The sequence below is a fragment of the Chryseobacterium sp. AG844 genome (genome assembly GCF_003182335.1).
Lineage (GTDB): Bacteria > Bacteroidota > Bacteroidia > Flavobacteriales > Weeksellaceae > Chryseobacterium > Chryseobacterium cupriresistens.
The window spans coordinates 1-23,855 of record NZ_QGTV01000009.1 but is presented as its reverse complement, the minus strand read 5'-3'; the positions used below and the strand labels follow the sequence as shown (position 1 = coordinate 23,855).

17 protein-coding genes are annotated in these 23,855 nt (G+C 35.9%); all 17 read left to right on the top strand.

The genetic code is table 11. The annotated features are described in order from the left end of the window. Positions 1-191 precede the first annotated feature (191 nt). The 17 genes from DEU40_RS10725 to DEU40_RS10645 all read left to right on the top strand — a co-directional run bounded on the left by DEU40_RS10725 (position 192) and on the right by DEU40_RS10645 (position 23,396). Positions 192-1,196, top strand: coding sequence for a hypothetical protein (locus DEU40_RS10725; protein ID WP_110009834.1), 1,005 nt, complete (start codon positions 192-194; stop codon positions 1,194-1,196). A gap of 1 nt (position 1,197) precedes the next feature. Then, a complete protein-coding gene (locus DEU40_RS10720) occupies positions 1,198-2,337 on the top strand; it encodes an EpsG family protein (protein ID WP_228406498.1) in 1,140 nt (379 codons plus the stop codon). A 206-nt stretch (positions 2,338-2,543) separates the two neighbouring features. Continuing rightward, the gene (locus DEU40_RS10715; RefSeq protein ID WP_110009832.1) at positions 2,544-5,960 is read left to right on the top strand and encodes a T9SS type A sorting domain-containing protein; all 3,417 of its coding nucleotides are present in this window, start codon (positions 2,544-2,546) and stop codon (positions 5,958-5,960) included. Between the two features lie 277 nt (positions 5,961-6,237). Further along, positions 6,238-8,814, top strand: coding sequence for a type I DNA topoisomerase (topA, locus tag DEU40_RS10710; RefSeq protein WP_110009831.1), 2,577 nt, complete (start codon positions 6,238-6,240; stop codon positions 8,812-8,814). Between the two features lie 147 nt (positions 8,815-8,961). Beyond that, positions 8,962-10,032: a formimidoylglutamase gene (locus tag DEU40_RS10705; protein WP_110009830.1), complete on the top strand. Its 1,071-nt coding sequence runs from the start codon at positions 8,962-8,964 to the stop codon at positions 10,030-10,032. Between the two features lie 3 nt (positions 10,033-10,035). Continuing rightward, positions 10,036-11,037, top strand: coding sequence for a glycosyltransferase family 2 protein (locus DEU40_RS10700; RefSeq protein ID WP_110009829.1), 1,002 nt, complete (start codon positions 10,036-10,038; stop codon positions 11,035-11,037). Positions 11,038-11,140: 103 nt separating this feature from the next. Then, a complete protein-coding gene (locus DEU40_RS10695) occupies positions 11,141-12,259 on the top strand; it encodes a glycosyltransferase family 4 protein (RefSeq protein ID WP_110009828.1) in 1,119 nt (372 codons plus the stop codon). Between the two features lie 40 nt (positions 12,260-12,299). Further along, positions 12,300-13,184 carry a polysaccharide biosynthesis/export family protein gene (locus DEU40_RS10690; RefSeq protein ID WP_110009827.1) on the top strand — a complete coding sequence of 295 codons (885 nt, stop codon included), beginning with the start codon at positions 12,300-12,302 and terminating at the stop codon, positions 13,182-13,184. A gap of 2 nt (positions 13,185-13,186) precedes the next feature. Beyond that, positions 13,187-15,691: a polysaccharide biosynthesis tyrosine autokinase gene (locus DEU40_RS10685; protein WP_110009826.1), complete on the top strand. Its 2,505-nt coding sequence runs from the start codon at positions 13,187-13,189 to the stop codon at positions 15,689-15,691. A gap of 213 nt (positions 15,692-15,904) precedes the next feature. After that, positions 15,905-16,795 carry a DUF6089 family protein gene (locus DEU40_RS10680; RefSeq protein WP_110009825.1) on the top strand — a complete coding sequence of 297 codons (891 nt, stop codon included), beginning with the start codon at positions 15,905-15,907 and terminating at the stop codon, positions 16,793-16,795. 1 nt (position 16,796) lies between these two features. Next, entirely contained in the window at positions 16,797-17,546 is a 750-nt protein-coding gene (locus DEU40_RS10675; RefSeq protein WP_110009824.1) for an isoprenyl transferase, read from the top strand. A gap of 28 nt (positions 17,547-17,574) precedes the next feature. Beyond that, complete coding sequence (gene bamA / locus DEU40_RS10670; protein WP_110009823.1) at positions 17,575-20,109, top strand: outer membrane protein assembly factor BamA; 2,535 nt, start codon at positions 17,575-17,577, stop codon at positions 20,107-20,109. A 9-nt stretch (positions 20,110-20,118) separates the two neighbouring features. Next, entirely contained in the window at positions 20,119-20,673 is a 555-nt protein-coding gene (locus DEU40_RS10665; protein ID WP_110009822.1) for an OmpH family outer membrane protein, read from the top strand. A 65-nt stretch (positions 20,674-20,738) separates the two neighbouring features. Continuing rightward, positions 20,739-21,242: an OmpH family outer membrane protein gene (locus DEU40_RS10660; protein WP_110009821.1), complete on the top strand. Its 504-nt coding sequence runs from the start codon at positions 20,739-20,741 to the stop codon at positions 21,240-21,242. Positions 21,243-21,312: 70 nt separating this feature from the next. Continuing rightward, a complete protein-coding gene (locus DEU40_RS10655) occupies positions 21,313-21,798 on the top strand; it encodes an acyl-CoA thioesterase (RefSeq protein WP_110009820.1) in 486 nt (161 codons plus the stop codon). A 46-nt stretch (positions 21,799-21,844) separates the two neighbouring features. Continuing rightward, positions 21,845-22,708 (top strand): dTDP-4-dehydrorhamnose reductase, encoded by an 864-nt coding sequence (gene rfbD / locus DEU40_RS10650; RefSeq protein ID WP_110009819.1) that lies wholly within the window; start codon positions 21,845-21,847, stop codon positions 22,706-22,708. A 7-nt stretch (positions 22,709-22,715) separates the two neighbouring features. Beyond that, a complete protein-coding gene (locus tag DEU40_RS10645) occupies positions 22,716-23,396 on the top strand; it encodes a hypothetical protein (RefSeq protein WP_110009818.1) in 681 nt (226 codons plus the stop codon). Positions 23,397-23,855: the final 459 nt, after the last annotated feature.

The window sequence follows — 23,855 nt, the reverse complement described above, 5'->3', positions numbered from 1 at the left end:
CATTTAAATCAAGTCTGCAAATTTAATTTTTTAAGCATTAGTTCAAAATAGTTAGCGATAAGTTTTAACTGAAAATCAATAAAATATTCTAGGAAGAATGAAAAAATATTCTACTTTTGCAAAAGTTCCCTTTTGAAAAAATGTATTTTAAACCACCATTATTATTAAAAAAATAAGAATCTGTTTTAGATATGTTGAAAAGAAATGATGAAAAAATAAACGGATTTCTATTGGTAATAGTACTTCCGCTTCTGTTGTTTGCCATGTCTTATTATGGATTTGAATCATCCTACACAAGACTGAAAACATCAGAGAGAACCCCTGATTTTTTATTTTCCTCCGTATATGCTTACAGAGTGATTCCCAATTATCTGAGTGTACAGATGACAGATTTGATGTACAATCTGATCAATGGTCCGCTTTCTTTCTTCAAAGATTTTTTGTCCAAAAACGGAACCCCTTTTTATCATGGGCTTTTCCTTATGAACAGTGTGTTCTTCGTTTTGTGTTCTTTGATTTTGAATGCTGTTTTCCGGATGAAATCTACGGGGCTTCTTTTGAATGTTAATGCCAGAAGGATTATTCATCTCTTATCTGTATTTTTCATTGTGATCACACAGTACGCGCCGACAAATTGTGATACCATCGCACTCTTTTGTTATCTGTCAGGTGTATTTCTGACTCTTAAATATCTGGAAGCCAGAAAAAATACTTTCTTCTTTACCCTTATTGGACTTATCGGGATCTCTACTTTAGTAAGAGAAACAGCCTGTCTGAATATAGCCTTTTTTGCAGCCGTATTTTTCAATATTGATGAGCTGAAGAAAGGGAATTATCAGGTAATCTGGAAAATTATACCGCTGGTTGCTGCTTTCCTTATTCCCTATCTGGGATTAAGAGCTGTACTTGTTCGGGATGAAACGACTTTTGTGGAAGGCTTTTATATCAACAGAAACTTTTCCAGCCCTTTCAATCTTGCAGGACTGGTCTTTGCATTAATTGTGATTTATTTTATATATGGCCTTTGTACAGAGGAAAACAAGAGTGTTTTTGGAAAATATTTTTTCTTTTCCATTCCTTATCTTCTTATGATTACTTTAGTAGGGCTTTTTTGGGAAGTGAGGCTTTTCCTGCCTTTAATTCTGACCGGATTCATCACAGCATATCATCAGTTTAAAAAAACATCAGAGAGTTAGCATGAGTTTACTACATCCATATTATATAATTGCCATCGTCTATATGCTGTTCTTCAGTGTTCAGGAGGTGTATGGAAAGAAGGTTGATAAAAAGTGGTTCTGGTTCCTTGCTGTTTATTTTATTATTATTGTTGGTTTCAGAGATAGTGTAGGACCGGATTACGGAAGTTACAAAGGAATTTATATTTACTCCGATACTAAAAGCTACTACAGTATCTTTATGAAGATGCTCCATATGGAAGGACCGGAAACGTTGGATGTGGAATGGCTGTATACTTTGATTAATAAGATCCTTCTCAATTTTTTTGATGCACCTTTTTATATGGTAACATTGGTCATTGCTATTTTTGCGATGATCTTTAAGGTAGAATATACTGAGGATAATACTTTTTATCCCTTTACTTTTACCCTTTTCATGTTTATTCCCAATTTCTTTATCGGGGAAAGTGGGCAGATCAGACAAAACCTCGGGACTTTTATCGTGTATTTTGCAATACGGTATATTAAAGAGCGGAAACTCTGGCATTACCTGTTTTTTATATTCATAGGGTCGGGTATACACAGTGTTTGTTACTTATTCCTGCCGATGTATTGGCTGGCCCGCGTTCCGTTAAACAAAACGGTAATGCTGATTATGATTATCGGTTCTGTTTTTCTGTCCCCATTTGAAATATATAGAAGTTTCGGTGGTTTCTTAGATGGGATGGCCTCTAATAGTACACTTGTAGAAGGGTTTAATGGATATATGGATGAAACGGTACAACGACTTAATGGTGGTATCGGAATTCCTGAGGTGATGATGGCAATCCTTACTTTCTTCCTTTTTGTTTTTGATAATAAAATGAAAGAACTTTATCCTTATTATGAGTACCATAGAAACTATGCTGTAATCGGGATATGTCTTTATTTTATTTTCAGAAACAATCCTATCTTCTCTTCCAGGCTGGCAGGAGCGTTTATCGGATTCTCATATATTATTATTCCAAATGCCATGTATGTGGTTTCAGGAAGAGTTAAGAATATGATTTATGCATTTATAATCGCACTGGTCGTCTTCAATTTTGTTGTCTTTTCTATATTTAATAATATCACGGCCGGGCGATTTTCGATTGACCGGTATCAAAACCATATTCTTCCTTAGAATTTTGAATCTTAAAATATAAAGACAGCTTAGGGCTGTCTTTTTTTATGTAAATACCTTGTTGATTTTTATACTGTTTATTGTGTTTTATTTTACATTATTAATAACATAATTCAAATATGTGTGTTTTTATTTGTATAATAAATCACTTTTAATAGAAATGGGCTTAATAATTGTATTCTGCTAAAGACACTAAAACCTAAGGTATGAAAATATTAGCTGGAAAATTAGCGGCAGTCATATGCCTGATATTATTTGGAATCACTTCCAAAGGTAATATCGGAGGGAATCTTCCCTTGATTGGACATGTAAAAGCAATATGGCTTAGTGAGAATATAGACTCATTGAAACCTGTTCATGAACCGATGAGATTATTGCTTCCAGACTGGAAAAAAGCACCCAACAGTTACATTTTTGATCCCGCTCAGCATAGCGGAGGATTGCTGGTTCCCGTAAAAAAAGCTTATGCGATGTGGGAGGGTGGCGGATATCTTAACGGGAGTGGTATACCTGCAGGGACGGTAACTGCTGATGTTTTATGGGAAGATGTTCATGGACTTATAAAATCCGGATTGAATTACGCCCTTGAAATAATAGGAACAGGGCAGGATGCTAAGATTAAAGTGCCTGTTAATAAGACAAAAAAAGGAAATGCTGTGGTTGTTTTCAGGGTTGATGGTGAGATTTATTGGAGCTGGCATATCTGGGTAACGGATGATCCCACCAATGGAGTTTCCTATAAAAGTTTCAGCAACATAAAAAGAATGAGATGGGATGGAACAACGGAAATTATTCCGGACTCCGACTGGAAATGGATGGACAGAAATCTGGGAGCAATCACAAATTCTATCACAGCATCAGACTGGAACCGGAGTAACGGACTTCTTTATCAATGGGGACGAAAAGATCCAATTCCACCCCTGGTTACAAGAGGAAATGATTTTTATGAAGCTTCCGGATCAATAGGCAGAGTAAGACATAGAGGAGCCAAAAATATGACCAATGCAGTGAGTATTGATGATCTCAGAAAGTTTGTTCTACTTTCCGCTGCAGAGGTTACCAATAATATAAGGCTTTCTGTAAAAAATCCTATGAGCCTTATTTATGTCAATAAAGATGATAACTCAGGACAGGCTTATTATAACAATAACCTCAATCTTCCGGTCAACTGGTTTGGAAAATCTACAGCGTTGCCCAATAACAGGCTTTCAGAACTCAATCTTTGGTCTGATAATGCACAAGGGAAAATTGAAACCGTTTACAATACCAATGATAAAACAAAACCTTATAGAGATAAATCTCCTTATGATCCTTGTCCCAATGGATGGCGTATCCCTTCAATGCTGGTGGCAAATCTGGCTTCTCCCTCTTATGTGGATGATATCAGAATAGACTTTTCGCCTTTCGGAGTAAAAACCAGTATGGCAAAAAATGTTTTTGAGACCAATAAATATCATGTCATAAAGCCTACTGATACTGGAGTTCCTTCCTTTATGACAGGATTTAGAATTTACCCTAATCTTGGCTTTGATCTTTCGGTAGTCGGCGGATTTAATATGGGGATTTTTCCCGGAAACGGACAACTTATCAGAGGGGCTCATTCAGGGCAGTATAGTGATCAGCATCATATTGCATTGTGGACTGCAACTTTAGCCCGGTTATTCGATACTTCTCCTGCTGTTACTGTGAGAGGGCTTTCCATGATTCCGGATAAAACACAGCCTGATATTCCGGACCCTAATTATCCCAATATTAAAGGACGGTATTATTATTTTCCTATGGCAGGAATGTATACTTCAGATGCAAACGGCTGCAGATGTATAAAAGATCCGCTTTACACCATTAATGATTATGATTTTCCAACAGAATATCTGCCCGCAGTTACAGAGTATAACGAAGGTTTGAACAATCCGAATACCTACCAGGTTGTTAAAAGCGAAACGGGTACCACTATTGAAATTCCGGTCAGTAAAGCATTCTCTGTGCAAAGCCAGTTGCTGGATAATATTGAGATATTAAATCCTTCCAATTTTAATAATTTAAAAACTAATGTTCTCTGGACGACCAATACAGCTTTAATCAGCAGGATCTCAATAGTGAATCCTTCACCTTTATCACTACAGGATATCAGCAATTCTAAAATATCTGTAGAAATTGCTCCCAATGAAAGTGGAAATGCTGTAGTTACATTGCATAACGGCAGTGCATCTTCACCGGTATATTGGAGCTGGCATATCTGGGTTACGGATTCTCCTGTGGGATCTTATTCTTATACTACAGAAACTCCTGCAGCAGTTACAAATTATGTGAATTATGTCAATAAAGCTGATGTTGCATTACAGACCGTTTTTATGGATCGTAATCTGGGGGCAACAGATGTTTTTCCCAACGTTGTCAATCCTCAGGCTCCAACTGCTGATGAACTGTTAAAAATCCGTGCCTCTACAGGACTGCACTATCAATGGGGAAGGAAAGATCCTATCCCTCCATTCCGGTATGCAGATAACAGGAGTTTTTATAACATATTTCTGGGAACTCCTGCTCCCAAGGGAGCTGTTTCGTACACTACACTTGATCAGTCCGACTATAATAATCTTTCAGGAAACTATATTATACCTTACAGTACTTATGCCTCACTGTCAAATGTACAGTTAACCGATAAACCGTCAGAAAGAGTTTCCAAGATCATATCTTATTCTGTGAAGAATCCTTTGGTATATATGATTCCAAGTACTTTTGCTCCTTACAACAGTACAACACCCAATTATACCAACGGTACAGACTGGCTGGCACAGGAACCTAATTTAGCTCCTGACAGATGGGGAAGAGGAGGTAAAAAATCACCTTTTGATCCTTGTCCTGAAGGTTGGAGAATTCCGGACCTTACAAATGTCGCGTTGGTTTCCGGAGCAGATTTCGGACAGACACCATGGTACAAAAAAGATAAGAATATAGCAACCTCATACAGTATTGCCACAGATTATTCAGGTATAAGGGTAAGAAATTCTGCCAATGCTACAGTAGGATATATCTTTAATAATCCGGCATATTCCATAGGAAATTATCCTGATTCCGGATCAAGAGGATTCAGAAGTGTAATTGCTAATCAAACTTCTCAGGGAACATTTAATATGCTGAACTTTCAGTATCCTGCTGTATGGACGGCTGCTTTAAATTCAAATTATATCGGAAGATCTATTAATCTGTTGTTTGATGCAGCTTCTACCACCAACAGAATGATTGTCTTTCATGACAATAATGACCCCTACTTCGGAACAGGATGCCGATGTGTGAAAATAAAATATGATGCTAATGGTAATGAAGAGGGTCCTGCATCAGGAATTTCAGTTATACCCAATAGCTATAAATTGATTAAAGAAAATGCAAAATCTACGGTGATTAATAACAAGATCTCACTCTATCCGAGTCCTTTTTCTAATATTCTTTACATCAGGGCTGCGGAAAATAAAGAGTACAAATTTGAGATTTTTAATACGCTGGGACAGCTTGTAAGATCTGGGCATTTTATCAATAATCAGACAGATCTTTCATCTTTAAACGCAGGAGTGTATTTAATAAGAATAAATAACTCAGAAGCAATTGTGAAAATTATAAAACAATGAATCTTACAAATAAAGTATGAAAAGCAGAATAAGACATCTTGTTCTGCTTTTTTTTTAAACCAGCATATTTCTTACATCTATTATGGATGATGAAAAATTCTATATCAATAAATGCTGATTATTGTATAACAGTCTAAAACCTATACTACAAAGGATTTGTTTATCAAAAAAATGAGTATTGAAAGAGAGTGTAAAGCGCCCTGATTATTAAATTAAACCCTTTTAACAAAAAGTATATAATAAAAAAGCTTTACTTTTGCAAAAATTTTTAGTTAGAATGTCGAAAAATTTAGTAATCGTAGAGTCCCCGGCAAAAGCAAAAACTATTCAAAAATATCTAGGAAAGGATTTTGAAGTGAAATCCAGTTTCGGACATATCCGGGATCTTCCTAAAAAAGGAATGGGGATAGACCTTGCCACATTCAGTCCTGATTACGAAGTTTCAGCAGACAAAAAGAAACTGGTAACCGAATTAAAGGCTGCCGTAAAGAAAGCTGATATGGTATGGCTCGCTTCCGATGAGGACCGCGAAGGAGAAGCTATTGCATGGCATCTTGCGGATGAGTTGAAGCTGAAGCCTGAAAACAGAAAAAGAATTGTTTTCCACGAGATTACCAAAAACGCCATTCTAAAAGCAATCAACAACCCAAGAGATATTGATCAGAACTTAGTAAATGCCCAGCAGGCAAGAAGAGTGCTGGACAGAATCGTAGGTTTTGAAATGTCTCCCGTTTTATGGAAAAAAGTAAAACCGGGGCTGTCTGCAGGCAGAGTACAATCTGTAGCAGTAAGGTTAATTGTTGAAAGAGAAAAAGAAATCCGTGAATTTACGCCAAAAGCAAGCTTTAAGCTGGACGGAATCTTTTTAAATAAAACAGAGCAGGAAATTGCTGCTAAGCTTAAAAAAGATTTTGAAAAGGAAGAAGAGGCTGAAAAATTTCTGGAACAGGCTAAAACTACAGAATTTAAAGTTCTCAATGTTGAAACCAGACCAGGTACACGTTCCGCTTCAGCTCCGTTTACAACTTCCACTTTACAGCAGGAAGCTTCGTCAAGACTTGGATATAATGTGACCAATACCATGCGTCTGGCACAGAGATTATACGAAGAAGGGTTTATTACCTATATGAGAACAGACTCTGTAAACCTATCCCAGGAAGCTATTGAAGGAGCTAAGAAACAGATCATCTCAGAATACGGTGCGGAATATTCTTCTCCAAGAAACTATACCACAAAATCAGCTTCTGCACAGGAAGCGCACGAAGCGATCCGACCTACGGATTTTGGAGTGAAAAGTATAGGAGATGCACAGCTGAACAAACTCTATCAATTAATATACAGAAGAACACTTGCTTCTCAGATGGCTAATGCCAAAATTGAAAAGACAGTGATCGAAATAGGAAATACATCATTACCGCATCATTTTGAGGCACAAGGAGAAGTGATCATCTTCGACGGTTTCCTGAAAGCCTACGGAATTGTAAAAACAGAGGACGATGATGATGAAAACAACGATAAGCTGCTGCCAAAAGTAAGCGTGGGAGAAGTTTTGAGCTATAAAACCATTACTGCTACTGAAAAGTTCACAAGACCAAGTGCAAGATATACTGAAGCCGGGTTGGTGAGAAAACTTGAAGAATTAGGGATTGGTAGACCTTCTACTTATGCGCCTACCATTCAGACTATTCAGAACAGAGAGTATGTGGATAAAAGAGAAATCGAACCACACACCCGTGAAGTGATCAAAATGTCTCTGACAAAAGATAAGATCAAAAAAGTAGTTCTTGAGGAGAAGTTTGGCGGTGATAAAAATAAATTCGTTCCTACAGATATAGGTGAAGTTGTTAATGACTTCCTTACAGATAACTTCAGGGAAATCCTTGATTACGGTTTCACGGCAAGAGTTGAAGAAAGCTTTGACGAAATTGCAAGTGGTGATCAGAAGTGGAAGGAAATGATGACCAATTTCTACTCCAAATTCCACCCCAGAATTGAAGATGTAGAAGAAAATGCAGATCGTGCAACAGGAGACAGACTTTTAGGAGTAGATCCTAAGACCGGTAAAAATGTACATGCAAGAATCGGAAGGTTCGGAGCGATGATCCAGATTGGAGAAACTGATGATGAAGAGAAGCCAATCTTTGCATCATTAATGTCAGGACAGAATATTGCAACCATTACTTTTGAAGAAGCGCTGGAACTGTTCAAACTGCCGTTTGACTTAAGCGAAGTTGACGGACAGCCGGTTTCTGTAGGAGTGGGAAGATTCGGACCTTATGTGAAATGGGGTGAAACGTATATCAGTATTCCGAAAGGTGAAGATCCGCTTTCTGTAGATCAGAAACGTGCTGAGGAGATTATCAATGAAAAGAAGATTGCTGATGCTCCAATTGCTACGTATAAAGGAGAACCGGTAACCAAAGGATCCGGAAGATTCGGACCATTTATCAAGTACAAAGATATCTTTGTGAATGTTCCTAAAAGATATGATTTCGAAAACCTTTCACAAAGTGATATCAATGAACTGATTGACGCTAAATTGGAGAAAGAGGCCAACCGATATATCCAGCAATGGGAAAAAGAAAAAATCTCGATTGAAAACGGAAGATGGGGACCTTTCATCAAGTTCGGAAAAGCCATGTTCAAAATTCCAAAAAAAGCAGACGATACAAAATATGAAGCTGAGGAACTGAAAGAACTTTCTCTTGATGAGGTTAAAAAGTGGATTACAGATCAGGATCCGAAAGCTTTTGCGGAAAAGAAAAAACCTGCAGCTAAAAAAGCAGCCACAGCTAAGAAGACTCCTGCAACAGTGAAAAAAACTGCAGCTAAGAAACCTGCAGCTAAAAAATAAATAATCCTTAAGGTTACAATACAAGCCGTCAACACCTGTTGACGGCTTTTTTTATGAACAAAGAGAAACATGTCTTCTCAGTTTCTATGTTTTTTGTATGTTTGTTATATCAAGCAATTAATCAATTATTACATTTTAAATTAAAATATGGATTTCGAAGACTTTATCATTTCACCAAGAAATTTTAAAACAGAGAGCTGGCAGATAGGAAATCGGATTACAAAAGATATCAGAGAAGACAGTATTGTTCTTTTGTTTGTATCAGACTACAGAGGTGCGGGCGGCGATGCGGAAGTGCAGGATTTTACGGCGGTAAGAAAAGAATTTTACAAGCTTTCACAGATGGATTTCGAAATTCCTGTTGTAGACCTTGGTGATCTGGTATCGGGGAAATCTGTTCAGGATACTCACTATATCTTGCAGGAAGTCCTGTCGGCATGTCATTATAAAAGAGCTATTCCGATAATTATCGGGGGCTCCAATGACTTTGCTTTCTCATTATTTTCAGCATTGAATTTCCATAAGAAAAGCATCAACTATACCCAGATCAGTAATATTATTTCCCTTCAGCAAGGTGAAACCATCAATGAAAATACTTTTTTGAGCAAAATTTTCGGAGCCAAAAATTTCTCCATTAAAAACTACCATCATCTGGGCTACCAGAAACATTTGAATGAATTGGATTCTGTAAGGCTGATCAAAGAAGTAGAATTTGATATTATCCGGCTGGCTGAAATGATGAATTCTACAGAAAAAACAGAACCGTTCTTCAGAAAAGCAGATCTGGTGACCGTAAACTGTGATGCTATTGAAAGCTTTAGTGAGCCCTTTTCAATGAATCCACAGGTAAATGGTTTGAACAGAAGAGAGATCTGTGCCTATATGAAAGAAAGCGGATTGAGTGAAAACCTGAAATCTGTCGGAATTTTTAATTATAATATTTATTCTGAAAACCAGTTGAACCATCAGCTTTTAGCACAGATGCTGTGGTACCTGATCGAAGGAATCAATATCCAGCATTCCCATCCGAAAGAAAGGCATTATGAGCTGTTCTACGTTTTGATAGATGACAGACAATATGCATTCAGGCGTGATACTTTCAGTAATTTGTGGTATTTTGGTGATGATGAAAATATAGAAAACTGCATTCCCTGCTCCAGAAAAGATTTTGATGAAGCTAAAAAGGGCTGGCTGAATGCAAGACTGACGAAAATTTAATGTATGACAAATGTTCCCTCAAGAGTATCCATTATTGTTCCCGTTTATAATGTCGAAAACTATTTGGCAAAATGCCTCGATTCTCTGGTAAAGCAGAGCCTTTCTGATATCGAGATTATTGTAGTAAACGACGGAAGCAAAGATAACTCTGAAAAAATAATTAAAGAATTTGCACAAAGATATCCTGATAAAATAAAAGCCTTTACCAAAGAAAACGGTGGACTGAGTGATGCCCGTAATTTTGGAATCGACAGGGCTGCCGGAGATTATATAGGTTTTGTAGACAGTGATGATTATGTTACTGAAAACATGTTTGAAGAAATGTTTCTTTTAGCGGAAAAGCATCATGCGAAAATGGTCATCTGTAATATTCAGAAAGTGGATGAGAACGGAAAAATTGTACAAAAATTGACACAGCTTCCCGATATGCCGGAGAAAATAGCCCTTGAACATAACTTTTCTGTATTTTCTGATATCAGCTATTTTGCATGCAATAAGCTGTTCAAAAAAGAACTTTTTAATCAGAAAAGATTTAAAAAAGGAGTTCACTTTGAAGATATTCAGCTGATTCCTCAGCTTTTGCTGGAATGTGAAATCATTGCGCAGACTCAGAATTTTCATTATCAGTATCTTGAACGTACTGATTCTATTACAAAAACCCACACAGAAAAAGGACTTGATATGTTAAAGGCTGTTTCTGATGTAGAACAGGTATTCGGTAAATCTTCCTATTCCAATAAAAGCAAAGAATTGAAAAATTTCCAGATTTTTGAGGGAGTTTATTCGTTTTTGGCCTACCTGGCGTATGTGAAAAAAGACGAAATATTTTACAGCATGTCTGATCAGTTAGACCTTTTTATGAAAGAAAGACAAATAAAAATTCAAGATATATTGAAGTATAGTCGTTTTGGTAAGAATTATCTTTTATCTTTGCCTTTGAAGAAAAAGATTTTTTATCTGTTGTTTTTTGGAGGACAAAAAAAATTGATAAGAAAGTTGATTTAGTAAACACAAATGTAAGTACTATTGTTTCGGTCAATAGAAAATGATAATAAAGTTCCTGTTATGATTTTTTATTTTGGAGATACAAGTGCTGAATTAGAAAAGAATGAAAAACTTTGAATTGTTCTTAAGCGGATCGGGGATACCTATTTTCTATGTAAAAATAGGATTAGGCTTCGTATTCTCCTTTTTAATTACATTTTTCTCTATTCCTACCATTGTCAAGATTTCAAGAAGAAAGAATCTGATGGATGAGCCTGGAATAAGAAGCTCGCACCTTAGAGAAATTCCCAATCTTGGTGGAATCGCCATCTTTTATTCAATAGGAATCTGTGCCTCTATTTTTGCCTATGAATTGTTTGATCTCTACAAATTTTTATTTGCTTCATTAATTATCCTGCTCTATGTGGGGGTAATGGACGATATTGTCGTAATGAGAGCCTACAAAAAACTTGTTGCACAGATTGTTGTATCTTCCCTGATTGTTATTGGCTCCGATATCAGAATCAGAAGTTTATTCGGAATCTTAGGCGTATTTGAGCTGGAGTATTTTGTAAGTGTGATATTCAGTATCGTAACATTTATTATTCTGATTAATGCGTTCAATCTGATTGACGGGATCGATGGGCTGGCAGGAGGTTATTCCGTTATCTGTAGTGCTTTATTTGGAATAAGCTATTACCGTCTGGGGGAATATAATTATCCGCTGGTAATACTGTCTGTTGTTATTATTGGAACTGTGCTGGCATTTTTGTATTATAATCTGTCAAACTACCGTACCCGCAAAATATTTATGGGAGATACAGGTTCTATGCTCCTTGGTTTTTTATTGGCTTTTACATCCATCTGTTTTATAGATATTTTTATAGATAAAAAACTGATCGATGTTCCCAGATATCACCTTCAGTCTGCTCCTGTAGTAGCGGTAGCTATTCTGATTCTTCCGATTGTAGATACTCTGAATGTCATTATGATCAGGCTTTACAATAAAAAGTCACCATTTGATGCTGATAAAAACCATATTCATCACAAACTGCTGAAATTGAATCTTACCCATAGGAGATCAACTTTTTATATTATTCTTTACTATCTGATGATTGTTGGAGTGGCTTATTATTTAAGACATATTAATGTCAATCTTTTATTATTGGTGATTGTTTCACTGGGTTTTTTTGGTGCATATTTGCCAGATTTACTATATCGAGTAAGAAATAACAAAAATTAACAATTAAATATTACTTTTGTAAACAATATTATATATATATATGATGAAAAACTTTAAATATTTATTTTTAATATTCCCTCTTTTAGTTACCTCATGTATTACAACAAAGGATGTAAGATACTTACAACCAAGTGAGAGTCTCGTAATTAATGAAGAAGGTCTTGTTCCCTACAATATCCCTGTATACAGGATTACCAAAAATGATATCCTCAATCTTAACATTGTAACAACTCCCAAAGGAGATGCTGCACAGTTTTATTCTTCTTACAATTCCTCAGGAGGGACCGGAACCGGAGCTGTAACAAGTCCGGCCATGTCTGGCGGTGGTTCTGTAGGGGGAGGAGTTGGTACTACTTCCGGGATGAGCAGAGGAGGAAATACGAATTTCTATTTTAACGGACTCAAGGTAGATTCCAATGGTGATATCAATGTTTTTGGAATTGGCTATGTAAAAGCTGAGGGAAGAACATTAGAGGATATCAGAAAAGAAATTCAGGAAAAGGTAAATGAAAATTTCCAGGAAGGTAAATCTGAAGTAAGACTCAATACGGACGGTATCACTTATTATATTCTTGGTGATGTTGAAACTACAGGTCTTTCAGGAGAGAAAGTAGTTCATAAAAATACACTTACCATTACTGAAGCTTTAGCCATTAATGGCGGGCTAAACAGGACGATTGATAAGAAAGAGATCGTTATCCACAGAAAACTTCCGGAAGGAATCAAAATTGCCAAAATAGATCTTACCAGAGAAGATCTTATGAACTCTCCTTTCTATTATGTGCAGAATGGAGATGAAATCTATCTGAGCACAAGAGCAAAAAGCTTGAACGGATTCGGAAAAGATCCTATTCAGACTTTAACAACAGGAGTTTCGGTAATTACTACGGCATTGTCTATTTATTTACTTCTTAAAAATCTTTAGTCATGATTCCAGAAAGAGTAACCGCTGCAGAGAAGAATGATTCTCAGAAAGAAAAGTATGGGTCGTTTGCGTTATTTGATTTAGAACACTTTTTAAGAAGAGTCCTTAAAAACTGGTACTGGTTTGTATTGATGTTTTTTATCGGCTATGCCGTTGCATGGGTATACAGTAAATACTATGCACAAAATATTTATGCATCAGACTTATCGTTAAGTACCTCCAGTAAAGGTTCTGAGTTCTTACCAACACAGTCTAACCAATCCATCAACTTCATCTGGGGTGATACCGGAAATCAGGATGGGCTTTATCTGAAAAAAATGCTTTTATCAAGATCGCACAATGAATTTTTGGTAAAAGAACTGGATCTTTTTGTTAATTATTCTACCAAAGGACTGATAAAATCCACCTACCTGGATAAAGATGATTCACCGGTTTTTCTTCAGATTGATAAAAAACATCTTCAGCAGATTGATTATCCTATTACCCTGATCCCCAAAGGCGATGGAGCATATCAGGTAGTTTTACCAGAAGAAGGAGAATCCACTAACCTGTATAATTATGAAGTGGAAGGTTTTCAGACTATCAATCATTATAGCAGACCCGCTGATAAAATCATTAAAATCAATGAATGGTATAATGCTCCGAACCTGAGGTTCAGATTACTTAAAAATCCTGTTCCTTCTAAAATTCAGTTGGATAATATCATTGTAAACCTGAAATCGATCAATGAAAGTGTAAACGAAATTGTTTCTACTACAGGTGTTGATTTTGATAAAGAAATCAGGTCCATTATGATTATTACCAAAAAAGGATATAATCTCAACAGCACAGTGAATTTCCTTAATAAATCTGTTGCAGAGTTACAAAAAAAGAGACTGGCTGATAAAAACGTAGTCAATAAGAATACCGATGTCTTTTTAAAGGAAAATCTTGATAACATCCGTAAAAAACTTGATTCAAGTGCGAGTGTGCTCAATTATTTAAAAACTTCGGAAAAACTTTATAATATTAAAGACAGAGACGAAAAGTCTCTTGAAAAAATAAAAGAGCTCGAGGCTAAAAAAGCAGATATCATAAGCAAGATCAATTCTCTTAACAATATAAAAAACACGCTGCAGTCTCAGAATTTTGATAAAATGATCGGAACCAATGCTGCAGGTTTTGAAGATGGAGTATTCTCAGCAACAGTTACTGAACTAAAAGCTCTATATACCAAAAGAGCAGAAATGGCTTCTATTTATAAGCCTTCATCAGAGCCCATGAGAGAGATCAACAGGCTTATTGATGAGGCAAGAATGGGATCATCGAACAGTTTAAGAGGATACTATAACAGATATTATGAAGAGATCAACAAAATTGATCGTGATATTTCAGGAGCCAACTCGGATTTAGCTTCTTACCCTGAAAAAGAAAGAAGATATCTGGATGCAGAAAGAGGATATAATATGATTGAGGCCACTTATAATAGTCTTCTGGGAAGACAGAGCGATACTAAAATGAGAATGGCGACCAATCAATCCGATATTACAGTGATTGACCCAGCCAAAAATCTGGGACAAAGACCTATTGCACCTAATGTCAAGTTAGCGAAAACTGCCATTATCTCAGGATTGCTGCTGCTTCCGTTACTTTTTATCTTTGTAGGTGAAGTATTAGACAGTAAAATCAGAAACATTAAAGAACTTTTAAGTGCTACAAAAATTCCGCTTCTTGGGGTAATAGGAAATAACAGCAATGAAAATATGCTTACCGTTCTTGAGCAGCCAAAATCATCTGTATCAGAAGCTTTCAGAGGAATAAGAGCCAATATGAGATTCCTGATGGATAATGAAGGTGAAAAAGGAAAAGTTATTTTGATTACTTCATCCATTGGAGGAGAAGGAAAAACTTATATTTCTATCAATTTAGCATCTGTAATAGGATTAAGTGATAAAAAAACAATCTTGTTAGGAATGGACCTTAGAAAACCGAAAATCTTTGGAGACTTTAAGATTGATAATAAATATGGGATTTCAAATTATCTTACAGGAGAAGTAGATATTGACCAGATTATTAACAAGACCAAGATCCCTAATCTGGATGTCGCTACTTCGGGTCCTATCCCGCCAAACCCATCTGAGCTTTTGATGAGTCAGAGAAATATCAGATTTATAGAAGAACTCAAAGAAAAATATGATTTCATTATTATAGATTCACCACCTGTAGGTCTTGTAGCAGACTCCTACGAGCTGATGAAGTATTCTGATGCTAATATATATGTTGTACGCCACGAATACACAGAAAAGTATATGCTGAAAATGATTACTGAAAAGTATCATAACGATGAAGTCAATAATCTGGGACTTGTCTATAATGACTATAATACCAAACAAGGCTACGGATATGGATATGGCTATGGTTATGGATACGGCTATGGTTATGGTTATTTCGATGAAGATAAAAATTATAAAGAGCCTTTACTGATAAGGATCAGAAATAAAGTACAGGTATTATTTAATAAAAAATAAAGCATTAAACCCTCATTTAATGGGGGTTTTTTCATATGTAAAGTATTTTCATTCTATGAAAAAAAGAATATTTTTGCCACTTTGCCGTTTACTTTATAACAAATTATGTTTTTTTGTTTATTTTTAACTAAACATTAAGATTATCATTAATATAAAAATGTTTTATATTTGCAAAAATTAAATTTTAAAATAACCATAAATCCATATTCTTTTATGAATAAAAAATTATTGTTTAGCTTCCTTGCCTTCCTTGGAGTGGTAAGTGTTAAAGCACAAAGAAACGAATTGGGAGTTCGTCTAGGTATGAGTAACCTAGTGGGAGATGTAGGAAGGACAAATTATATTTTACAAAAGCCGTTGGATTTAAGCAGAGCGTCAGATTGGGGAGTTCCATTTTATGGTGGTTTATTATATAGATTTAATTTTAACCCGCATCAGACTGTTAGATTGGATTTAGGATACAACCAGATTCAGTTCAGTGATAAAGCGGCAAAGGAAGATTATAGAAGAAATAGAAACTCATACGGAAAAAATAATGTGTATGAGGCGAGTTTAATGTTTGAATATAATTTTTTCCCGGTAAATAATGAGCAGATAAGCATGCTGAGCCCTTACATCTTCGGAGGTGTTGGTGCTTTGATGTTTGATGCTCCTAAAGCTACTCTGGTGAATGATTTCAGAAGAGATGCTGATGGTGTGGCACAGGCTCCGGTCAATGAATTGGATTTTACAACTACCACAGATTATTCATTGGGCAAAAAAGTAACAATGCATATCCCTTTTGGGGTGGGTTTAAAGTATAAATTCAACCATTCCTGGGCAATATTTGCAGAAGCTACATTCAGATATACATTGACGGATCAGTTGGATCACAGCAAGATCCTTTCCAAAGATGTAAAAACTTCTTATAATGCTGATATTTTGGATCCTGCCACAGGCGGTTCATTATTACAGTCAGGAAATTATTATGCGGTTTCTAAAGAAAGAGAAGCAGAGTTTATTAAAAAGAGAAATATTGGAGATGACAGATCCAGAGACTGGATAAATACTTTCAGTTTAGGACTGACATATTCGTTCGGAAGACCTCCATGTTATTGTGAATAATATGTCGTTGATTAAAGAAAAAATAAATTCTGAGAATTTACCAAAACACGTAGCCATCATTATGGATGGTAATGGAAGATGGGCAAAATCTCGTGGCGAAGAAAGAACTTTCGGTCACAAAAATGCCATTAATGCTGTAAGAAATGCTATTAATGCTTGTAATGAGATTAATATTCCTTACTTAACATTGTATACATTCTCTTCAGAGAATTGGAATCGTCCAAGCGAAGAAGTGAATACCCTTATGAATCTGTTGGTAGAAACCTTACTGCTGGAAGCAGAAGAGATTTTCAGCAAAGGATTGAGAATGCATGTTATAGGGAATCTTGAGAAGTTGCCTGCATTAGTAAGAGAGCAGTTGGAACGTGTGGTAGAACTCACAAAAGAAAACACAAAAGGAAACCTTGTATTGGCTATTAGCTATGGCTCACAAAATGAAATACTGGAAGCCGTAAAAAACATAAGTTCTGATGTAAAAGAAGGAAAAGTAGAGATAGAAAATATAAACGAAAGTTTATTTGAAAATTATCTTTATACAAAAGATTTTCCTCCTGTAGATTTACTGATCAGAACCAGCGGCGAAATAAGAATAAGCAATTTCCTGCTTTGGCAGATTGCTTATGCTGAATTACAGTTTTTAAATGTTCTGTGGCCGGATTTCACCAAAGATATTTTCTTCCAGTGTATTGTGGATTATCAAAACAAGGAAAGAAGATATGGTTTAACCGGTGAACAGGTAAAAGGCCAATAAATTTTTAAGAAAAGAAAGACTCGATAAAATGAAGTTTAGACTATTACCCATCATTATGTTTGCTGCTTCTGCACATTTTTATGGACAAGTAACTCCACAAGACAGCACAAAAGTAAATAATGCTGTACATGCAGAAAATGAGGCAGGAACTTATACACTTAAAGACATCGTTGTAGATGGGGTAAAAAAATATACACCAGCTCAGATCTTAAGATTTACGGGCCTTACAAAAGGAGAAAGTGTAGACATTCCGGGACAGAAAATCAGCAACGCTGTAAAAAAACTTTGGGATACCCAATCTTTTTCTGAAGTGGAAGTTTATGTTCAAAGCATTGAAGGACAGACGATCGTTCTGAAATTTTATCTGCAGGATCTGAAAGAACTTGGAGAAGTGAAATTTACAGGAAAAGGAATCGGTAAATCTAAAAGTGAAAAACTGGCAAAGGATAACAACCTAAAACCAGGAACTAAGATCACTCAGAACTTGGTTTCAAGCCTTAAAACCAATGTCCCTAAAGACTACATCAAAAAAGGTTTTGCAGATGCCAAAATTACTATCCAGGATAAAGTAAATGCAGGAGATCCCGCGTTGGTAGATTGGACAATCAATGTAGATAAGGGTAAAAGAATTAAAATTGACCATATCGAATTTGAAGGAAACGATAATGTAACCGATAGCAAACTTAGAAATAAAGCTTTCAAAGAAACCAAACAAAAACGTTTCGGAATCGGTGGTATTTTGAAATCCTCAAAATTCATTGAAGATAAATACCAGGAAGATAAGCAAAGCCTTATCAGTTATTACAACTCTCTTGGATACAGAGACGCTAAAATCGTTTCAGATTCAGTATGGAGAAACAAAAGAAATAACTACGAAATCAATGTAAAACTTAGCGAGGGTAAAAAATATTACATCGGGGATATTACATTCACGGGTAATACCGTATACGCAACAGAATATTTACAGAGATTATTAGGATATAAGAAAGGGGATATTTACGATGCAGTAGGATTCAACAAAAAAGTTGGGGAAGACGGAGGTAAAGAAGATGATTCAGATATTAAATCTGTTTACATGAATAACGGTTACCTTTTCTCTAATGTAACGCCGGTTGAAAAATCAGTGTCAGGAGATGCAGTAAACCTTGAAGTAAGAATTAATGAAGGAGAGCAGGCTACCTGGAATAAAGTAACATGGCAGGGAAATACTACAACCCATGACCATGTAATTCTTAGAGCACTAAGAACAAAACCGGGAGAGCTATTCAAGAAAACAGAAATTAAGAGAACCTATTTCGATTTAGCGGGAATGTCATTCTTTGATCCTCAGCAGGTCGGGCAGGATATCCAGCCAAACCAGGTGGATAATACTGTAGATATCAACTGGAAGCTTGTAGAAAAAGGATCTTCACAGGTTCAGTTACAGGCAGGTTACGGAGGTAACAGTTTTATCGGTACTTTAGGATTAACATTTAATAACTTCTCATTAAAGAATTTCCTTAAGTTTAAAGATTTCAAACCGGTACCTCAGGGAGACGGACAAACGTTCTCTATTCAGGTACAGGCAGGACAGTATTTCCAAAACTATGGAGTATCATTCTCAGAACCTTGGCTATTTGGTACTAGACCAACAGCACTTTCTGTAAGTTTAAATAACTCAAGAGTAAGATACACAGATCAATATGGAGAAGCCCAGAAATTGAACATCTTCTCTGCTTCAGTAGGTCTGAACAGACTATTGAACTGGCCAGATGACTACTTCTCTCTTTATACAGGTTTACAGTTCCAGAAGTATGACTTCAAGAACTATCCATTCCAGTTTGGGGATACCACAGAAAATAACGGTACTGCCAATAACTTCAGTGTCAATTTAGGACTGAGCAGAAACTCAGCAGGTATTGACCCGATTTTCCCAACAATGGGATCTAATATTGAGCTTTCAGCAAAACTGACTCCTCCATACTCATTGTTTAAGAAGAAAGATTACTCCACAATGTCACCTATTGACAAATATAAGTGGATGGAATTCTATAAAATCAAGTTCAAAGCAGATGTTTACAATGAGATCATTGGAAAACTTGTGCTAAGGTCTTCTGCTGAAATGGGATTCATGGATGGATATAACAGCCAGCTGGGAGCGCCGCCGTTTGAAAGATTCTATATGGGAGGTACAGGTCTTTTCGGAGGTCGATATGACGGTAGAGAATTGATCCCTTTAAGAGGATATGAAAATGCCAGTACAGAAGGAGGTCAGGCTGATGATATTACTCAAAGAGGAGGAGGTACCATTTATAACCGATTTACTTTAGAATTAAGATACCCGATCTCAATGAGCCAGACTGCAAAAATCTATGCCCTGACATTCGCAGAGGGTGGTAACGTATGGAACTCATGGAGTTCTTACAGCCCATTCCAGTTGAAAAGATCAGTCGGAGTTGGTGTAAGAGTTTATATGGGAGCATTTGGATTGATCGGATTCGACTTCGCACTAGGTCTTGATAAAACATTATCAGGTGACAAGTCCGGATGGAGAAACCACTTCTTGATGAACCAAACATTATAATTATTAAATATGAAGCACTTTAAAATAATTTTCACATTCGCATTACTCTTGCTTTTCGGGTTGAACAATGCCCAGAAAATCGGAGTAGTGGATACTAATGAAATTTTAAATAAATTACCTCAGTATAAAGAAGCCGAAGCAAGATTAAATTCTCAGATCGATACCTGGGAGTCTGAACTTCAAAATCTTCAGTCTGAATATGAAAGAAAAAAAGCTGCTTTTGAAAGTGAAAAAGTTTTATTGATAGGTGATCAGCTTAAACTTAGAGAAAAAGAAGTTACAGACCTAGATAAAAATATTAAAACGACAACAAGCTTACGTTTTGGAGCGAATGGTGAAATTACAAAACTGAGAACAAATCTGGTTCAGCCTTTTCAGGATCAGATCTGGGGAGCCATCAAAACAATGTCCGAAAAAAATGGCTTGGGCATAGTTCTTGATAAAAGCAATAACATTAGTGTTATTTTCCTTCAGTCAAAATATGATTACACCGAAAAAGTATTGTCTATCTTATTAAAAGGAACAGACAAGAAGGAAAAAACAAATAGTAAAGGCAAAAAATAATAAAAGAATTAACTTTTGCTATATTTTAAAATCTAAAAACAAATTAAATTATTTATTTACCAGTTATGAAAAAATTAAGTGTATTATTTGCAGCAGTAATGATGGTTGTATCTGTAGGTATGGCAAAAGCTCAAAAAATTGCTACTTTAGATGTAATGGGAGTTCTTAACGCGATGCCGGAGAAAAAGAAAGCAGATGCTGATCTTAAAACATTCTTAGATACTAAACAAGCTGAGATCAAGAAAAAAGCTGACGCAGCTCAAACTAAATATCAGCAATACCAAACTGAAGCTCCTAAAAAAACAGCTGACGAAAACAACGCAAGAGAAGCGGAAATGAAAAAATTAGCTGAAGAAATCCAGCAAATGCAGGAAAAAGCTCAAAAAGATCTACAAGCTAAGCAAGATGTAGCTTTTGGTCCTATTGAGAAAAAACTAAACGATGCAGTAGAAAAAGTAGCTAAAGCTGGCGGATACGATTATATTATGGATGCAAACTCAACAGCATTCCTTTATAAAGGAGGACCAGACGCAACTCCAGCTGTGAAGAAAGAATTAGGAATTCAATAATTTCAGCAAATTAACAAAGATTTATAAAACCAACCGCCTCTTTTAGAGGTGGTTTTTTTATTTTTGCGGAATGGAAAAAGAAGTATCAACTACGGTCAAAGTTAGGTTTAGTGACTGTGATCCGATTGGACATTTGAATAATGTAAAATATCTTGAGTATATGTTCAATGCCAGAGAAGATCATGTGGAAACATTTTATGGATTCACTTATGAAGAATATACCAAGAAAACCGGCTGTACCTGGATTGCTATTCAGAACGAAATAGCCTATCTCAAAGAAGTAAGATATAATACACAGGTAGTGATCAGCAGCAAGACCATTGATGTACAGGATAGAACGGCAAAAGTGGAAATTCTCATGAAGAGTCTGGATGAAAAAACAATTCATGCTGTACTTTGGGTGACTGTTATTTATTTTAATGTTAAAACAAGAAAATCTGAAGTTCATCCAGAAGATATCAAAGAAATTTTTGATCAGTTTTATGTAGATCTTATCCAGAAAGACTTCCAGTCAAGGGTGAAGTTCTTAAGATCTCAGAATGCCAAGAACTCTTAACTCCATTTCTTATTGAGGGTTCCAATTTAAAATTAATAATAAACAAATGAAAAAAATAGCAGTAATAGGTAGTAACGGACAATTGGGAAACTGCATAAAAAAGATTGCCCCGAATTTTGAACATCTGTATGAGTTCCTGTTTACAGACTCATCTACTTTAGATGTTACCAATGAAGAGCAGGTGAACGATTTCTTTTATGATAACAAACCTGATTATTGCATCAATGCCTCCGCATACACTGCAGTTGATCTGGCAGAAAAGGAACAAGAAAAAGCCTTTGCAGTAAATGCCGGCGGAGTAGCCCACCTTGCTCAGGCATGTGCAGATTATAAATCTGTTCTGATTCATGTTTCTACAGACTATGTTTTTGATGGAACCACAAATCTTCCATATGCTGAAGATGATTTTACAAATCCAATAGGAGTATATGGTTCATCAAAAAGAGAAGGAGAGGAGCTTGCACTGGAAATCAATCCAAAAACAATCATTATAAGAACATCTTGGCTGTATTCCGAGTTTAATAAGAACTTTGTGAAAACAATGTTGAATCTTTTCTCTCAGAAAGAAGAATTGGGAATCGTTGCTGACCAGTTTGGACAACCAACCAATGCCAACGATCTGGCAGAAGCTATGATGAGAATTATCGAAGCACCACAGAAAACCTATGGCATTTTTCACTTCTCAAACTATCCGGAGACAACCTGGTTTGAATTTGCCAAAAAAATTGCTGAATTTTCAAAATCATCAGTAAAATTAAATCCATTGACAACCGAAGAGTATCCAACACCTGCCAAAAGACCAGTAAGAAGTACTATGTCTCTGGATAAAATAGAAGAAGCTTATAAGATAGAACCCAAACATTGGGAAAACAGTCTTGAAGAATGTGTTGAAATCCTTTCACACCAATAATATATATATGAAGAATATTGCAATCCTCTTTTCCGTATTATGCATCCAGCTGTGGAGCGCACAGAATGTTTATATGACCAGAGTGGAAAAAACAAATGACAATGCAGATAAATTCTTCTACAGAAAAGATGCTGCCGATGCAGATGCTGTCTATTTAGGAGAAGTAGAAGTACAGGGGTTTTCAAAAGATGACGCACTCGTATTTTCCATGGTATATAAAAAAGCAAAAGAGATTGGTGCCAATACATTTGAATTAAAACCTTTCGAAAATGTTGATGGTACTCCGCAGACATTCAATGCTGCCAATTATAAAATTGCTTTATATTACACACCTAAAGAAAAATTGGCGGCTAAAAATGGGGAGATGTATATATTTGCATCTTCTGAAAAAGATCAGAAAATAAATGTTAACCGTAAAGACTATATTATTTCTCCCAGATCATTTTTAAAATTAAAAGTGGTTCCGGGAGAAATCTATACGATTTCAACCAAAAAGCTTTTAGGCTCTACAGTGAAAGTTCAGCCAAAAGCCAATGATGACAATCTTTATTTTCAGGTTTCCTCCCTGAAAGTAAAATCAGACAACTCAGGAGTGGGTGGTTTGAATCTGAAATCCGGAGATATCATTGGCCTTGAGAAGTCTTATGCAGAATTTTTAAGTGTAATATATAAAGAAAACACTCCATAAAACTCCATTATAAGTGTCTTATTTCCGATTGAACTTTAAATACACTGAATATAACAGGGATTTAGTTAAAATTTTTCCCCCTGCTACCCAGTTCTTTAGGAACAAATATCACTGTAATGTAAAATTTATGTTCAATAAACTTGTTTTGCGTTGTAGGAAGTTACTATCTTTGCCCCACTGAAAACGAGAGTAGAACAGTAGCGCAGAAGCGCCTTTAGCTAGGCATAAACGATATTACTTCAAAAAAGAAACGGACGAAAAAACTTCAAAACTTTTTGTAAAAAAAGTTGCCGGTTTAAAAAGAGTTTGTATCTTTGCAGTCCCAATTAGAGGGAGCGCAGGAGTATAGGGATTGAGGTTTTGAGGAGGGTTAAGGTTGCTTAAAAAACTTTAAAATTTTCTTCAAAAACATTTGGTCATTAAAAAATAAAGTTTTACTTTTGCACTCGCAAATACGGA

Coding starts and splice junctions, on each gene's coding strand:
- DEU40_RS10725 (WP_110009834.1), top strand. CDS start 192: ATGTTGAAAAGAAATGATGAAAAAATAAACGGATTTCTATTGGTAATA.
- DEU40_RS10720 (WP_228406498.1), top strand. CDS start 1,198: ATGAGTTTACTACATCCATATTATATAATTGCCATCGTCTATATGCTG.
- DEU40_RS10715 (WP_110009832.1), top strand. CDS start 2,544: ATGAAAATATTAGCTGGAAAATTAGCGGCAGTCATATGCCTGATATTA.
- topA (WP_110009831.1), top strand. CDS start 6,238: ATGTCGAAAAATTTAGTAATCGTAGAGTCCCCGGCAAAAGCAAAAACT.
- DEU40_RS10705 (WP_110009830.1), top strand. CDS start 8,962: ATGGATTTCGAAGACTTTATCATTTCACCAAGAAATTTTAAAACAGAG.
- DEU40_RS10700 (WP_110009829.1), top strand. CDS start 10,036: ATGACAAATGTTCCCTCAAGAGTATCCATTATTGTTCCCGTTTATAAT.
- DEU40_RS10695 (WP_110009828.1), top strand. CDS start 11,141: ATGAAAAACTTTGAATTGTTCTTAAGCGGATCGGGGATACCTATTTTC.
- DEU40_RS10690 (WP_110009827.1), top strand. CDS start 12,300: ATGATGAAAAACTTTAAATATTTATTTTTAATATTCCCTCTTTTAGTT.
- DEU40_RS10685 (WP_110009826.1), top strand. CDS start 13,187: ATGATTCCAGAAAGAGTAACCGCTGCAGAGAAGAATGATTCTCAGAAA.
- DEU40_RS10680 (WP_110009825.1), top strand. CDS start 15,905: ATGAATAAAAAATTATTGTTTAGCTTCCTTGCCTTCCTTGGAGTGGTA.
- DEU40_RS10675 (WP_110009824.1), top strand. CDS start 16,797: ATGTCGTTGATTAAAGAAAAAATAAATTCTGAGAATTTACCAAAACAC.
- bamA (WP_110009823.1), top strand. CDS start 17,575: ATGAAGTTTAGACTATTACCCATCATTATGTTTGCTGCTTCTGCACAT.
- DEU40_RS10665 (WP_110009822.1), top strand. CDS start 20,119: ATGAAGCACTTTAAAATAATTTTCACATTCGCATTACTCTTGCTTTTC.
- DEU40_RS10660 (WP_110009821.1), top strand. CDS start 20,739: ATGAAAAAATTAAGTGTATTATTTGCAGCAGTAATGATGGTTGTATCT.
- DEU40_RS10655 (WP_110009820.1), top strand. CDS start 21,313: ATGGAAAAAGAAGTATCAACTACGGTCAAAGTTAGGTTTAGTGACTGT.
- rfbD (WP_110009819.1), top strand. CDS start 21,845: ATGAAAAAAATAGCAGTAATAGGTAGTAACGGACAATTGGGAAACTGC.
- DEU40_RS10645 (WP_110009818.1), top strand. CDS start 22,716: ATGAAGAATATTGCAATCCTCTTTTCCGTATTATGCATCCAGCTGTGG.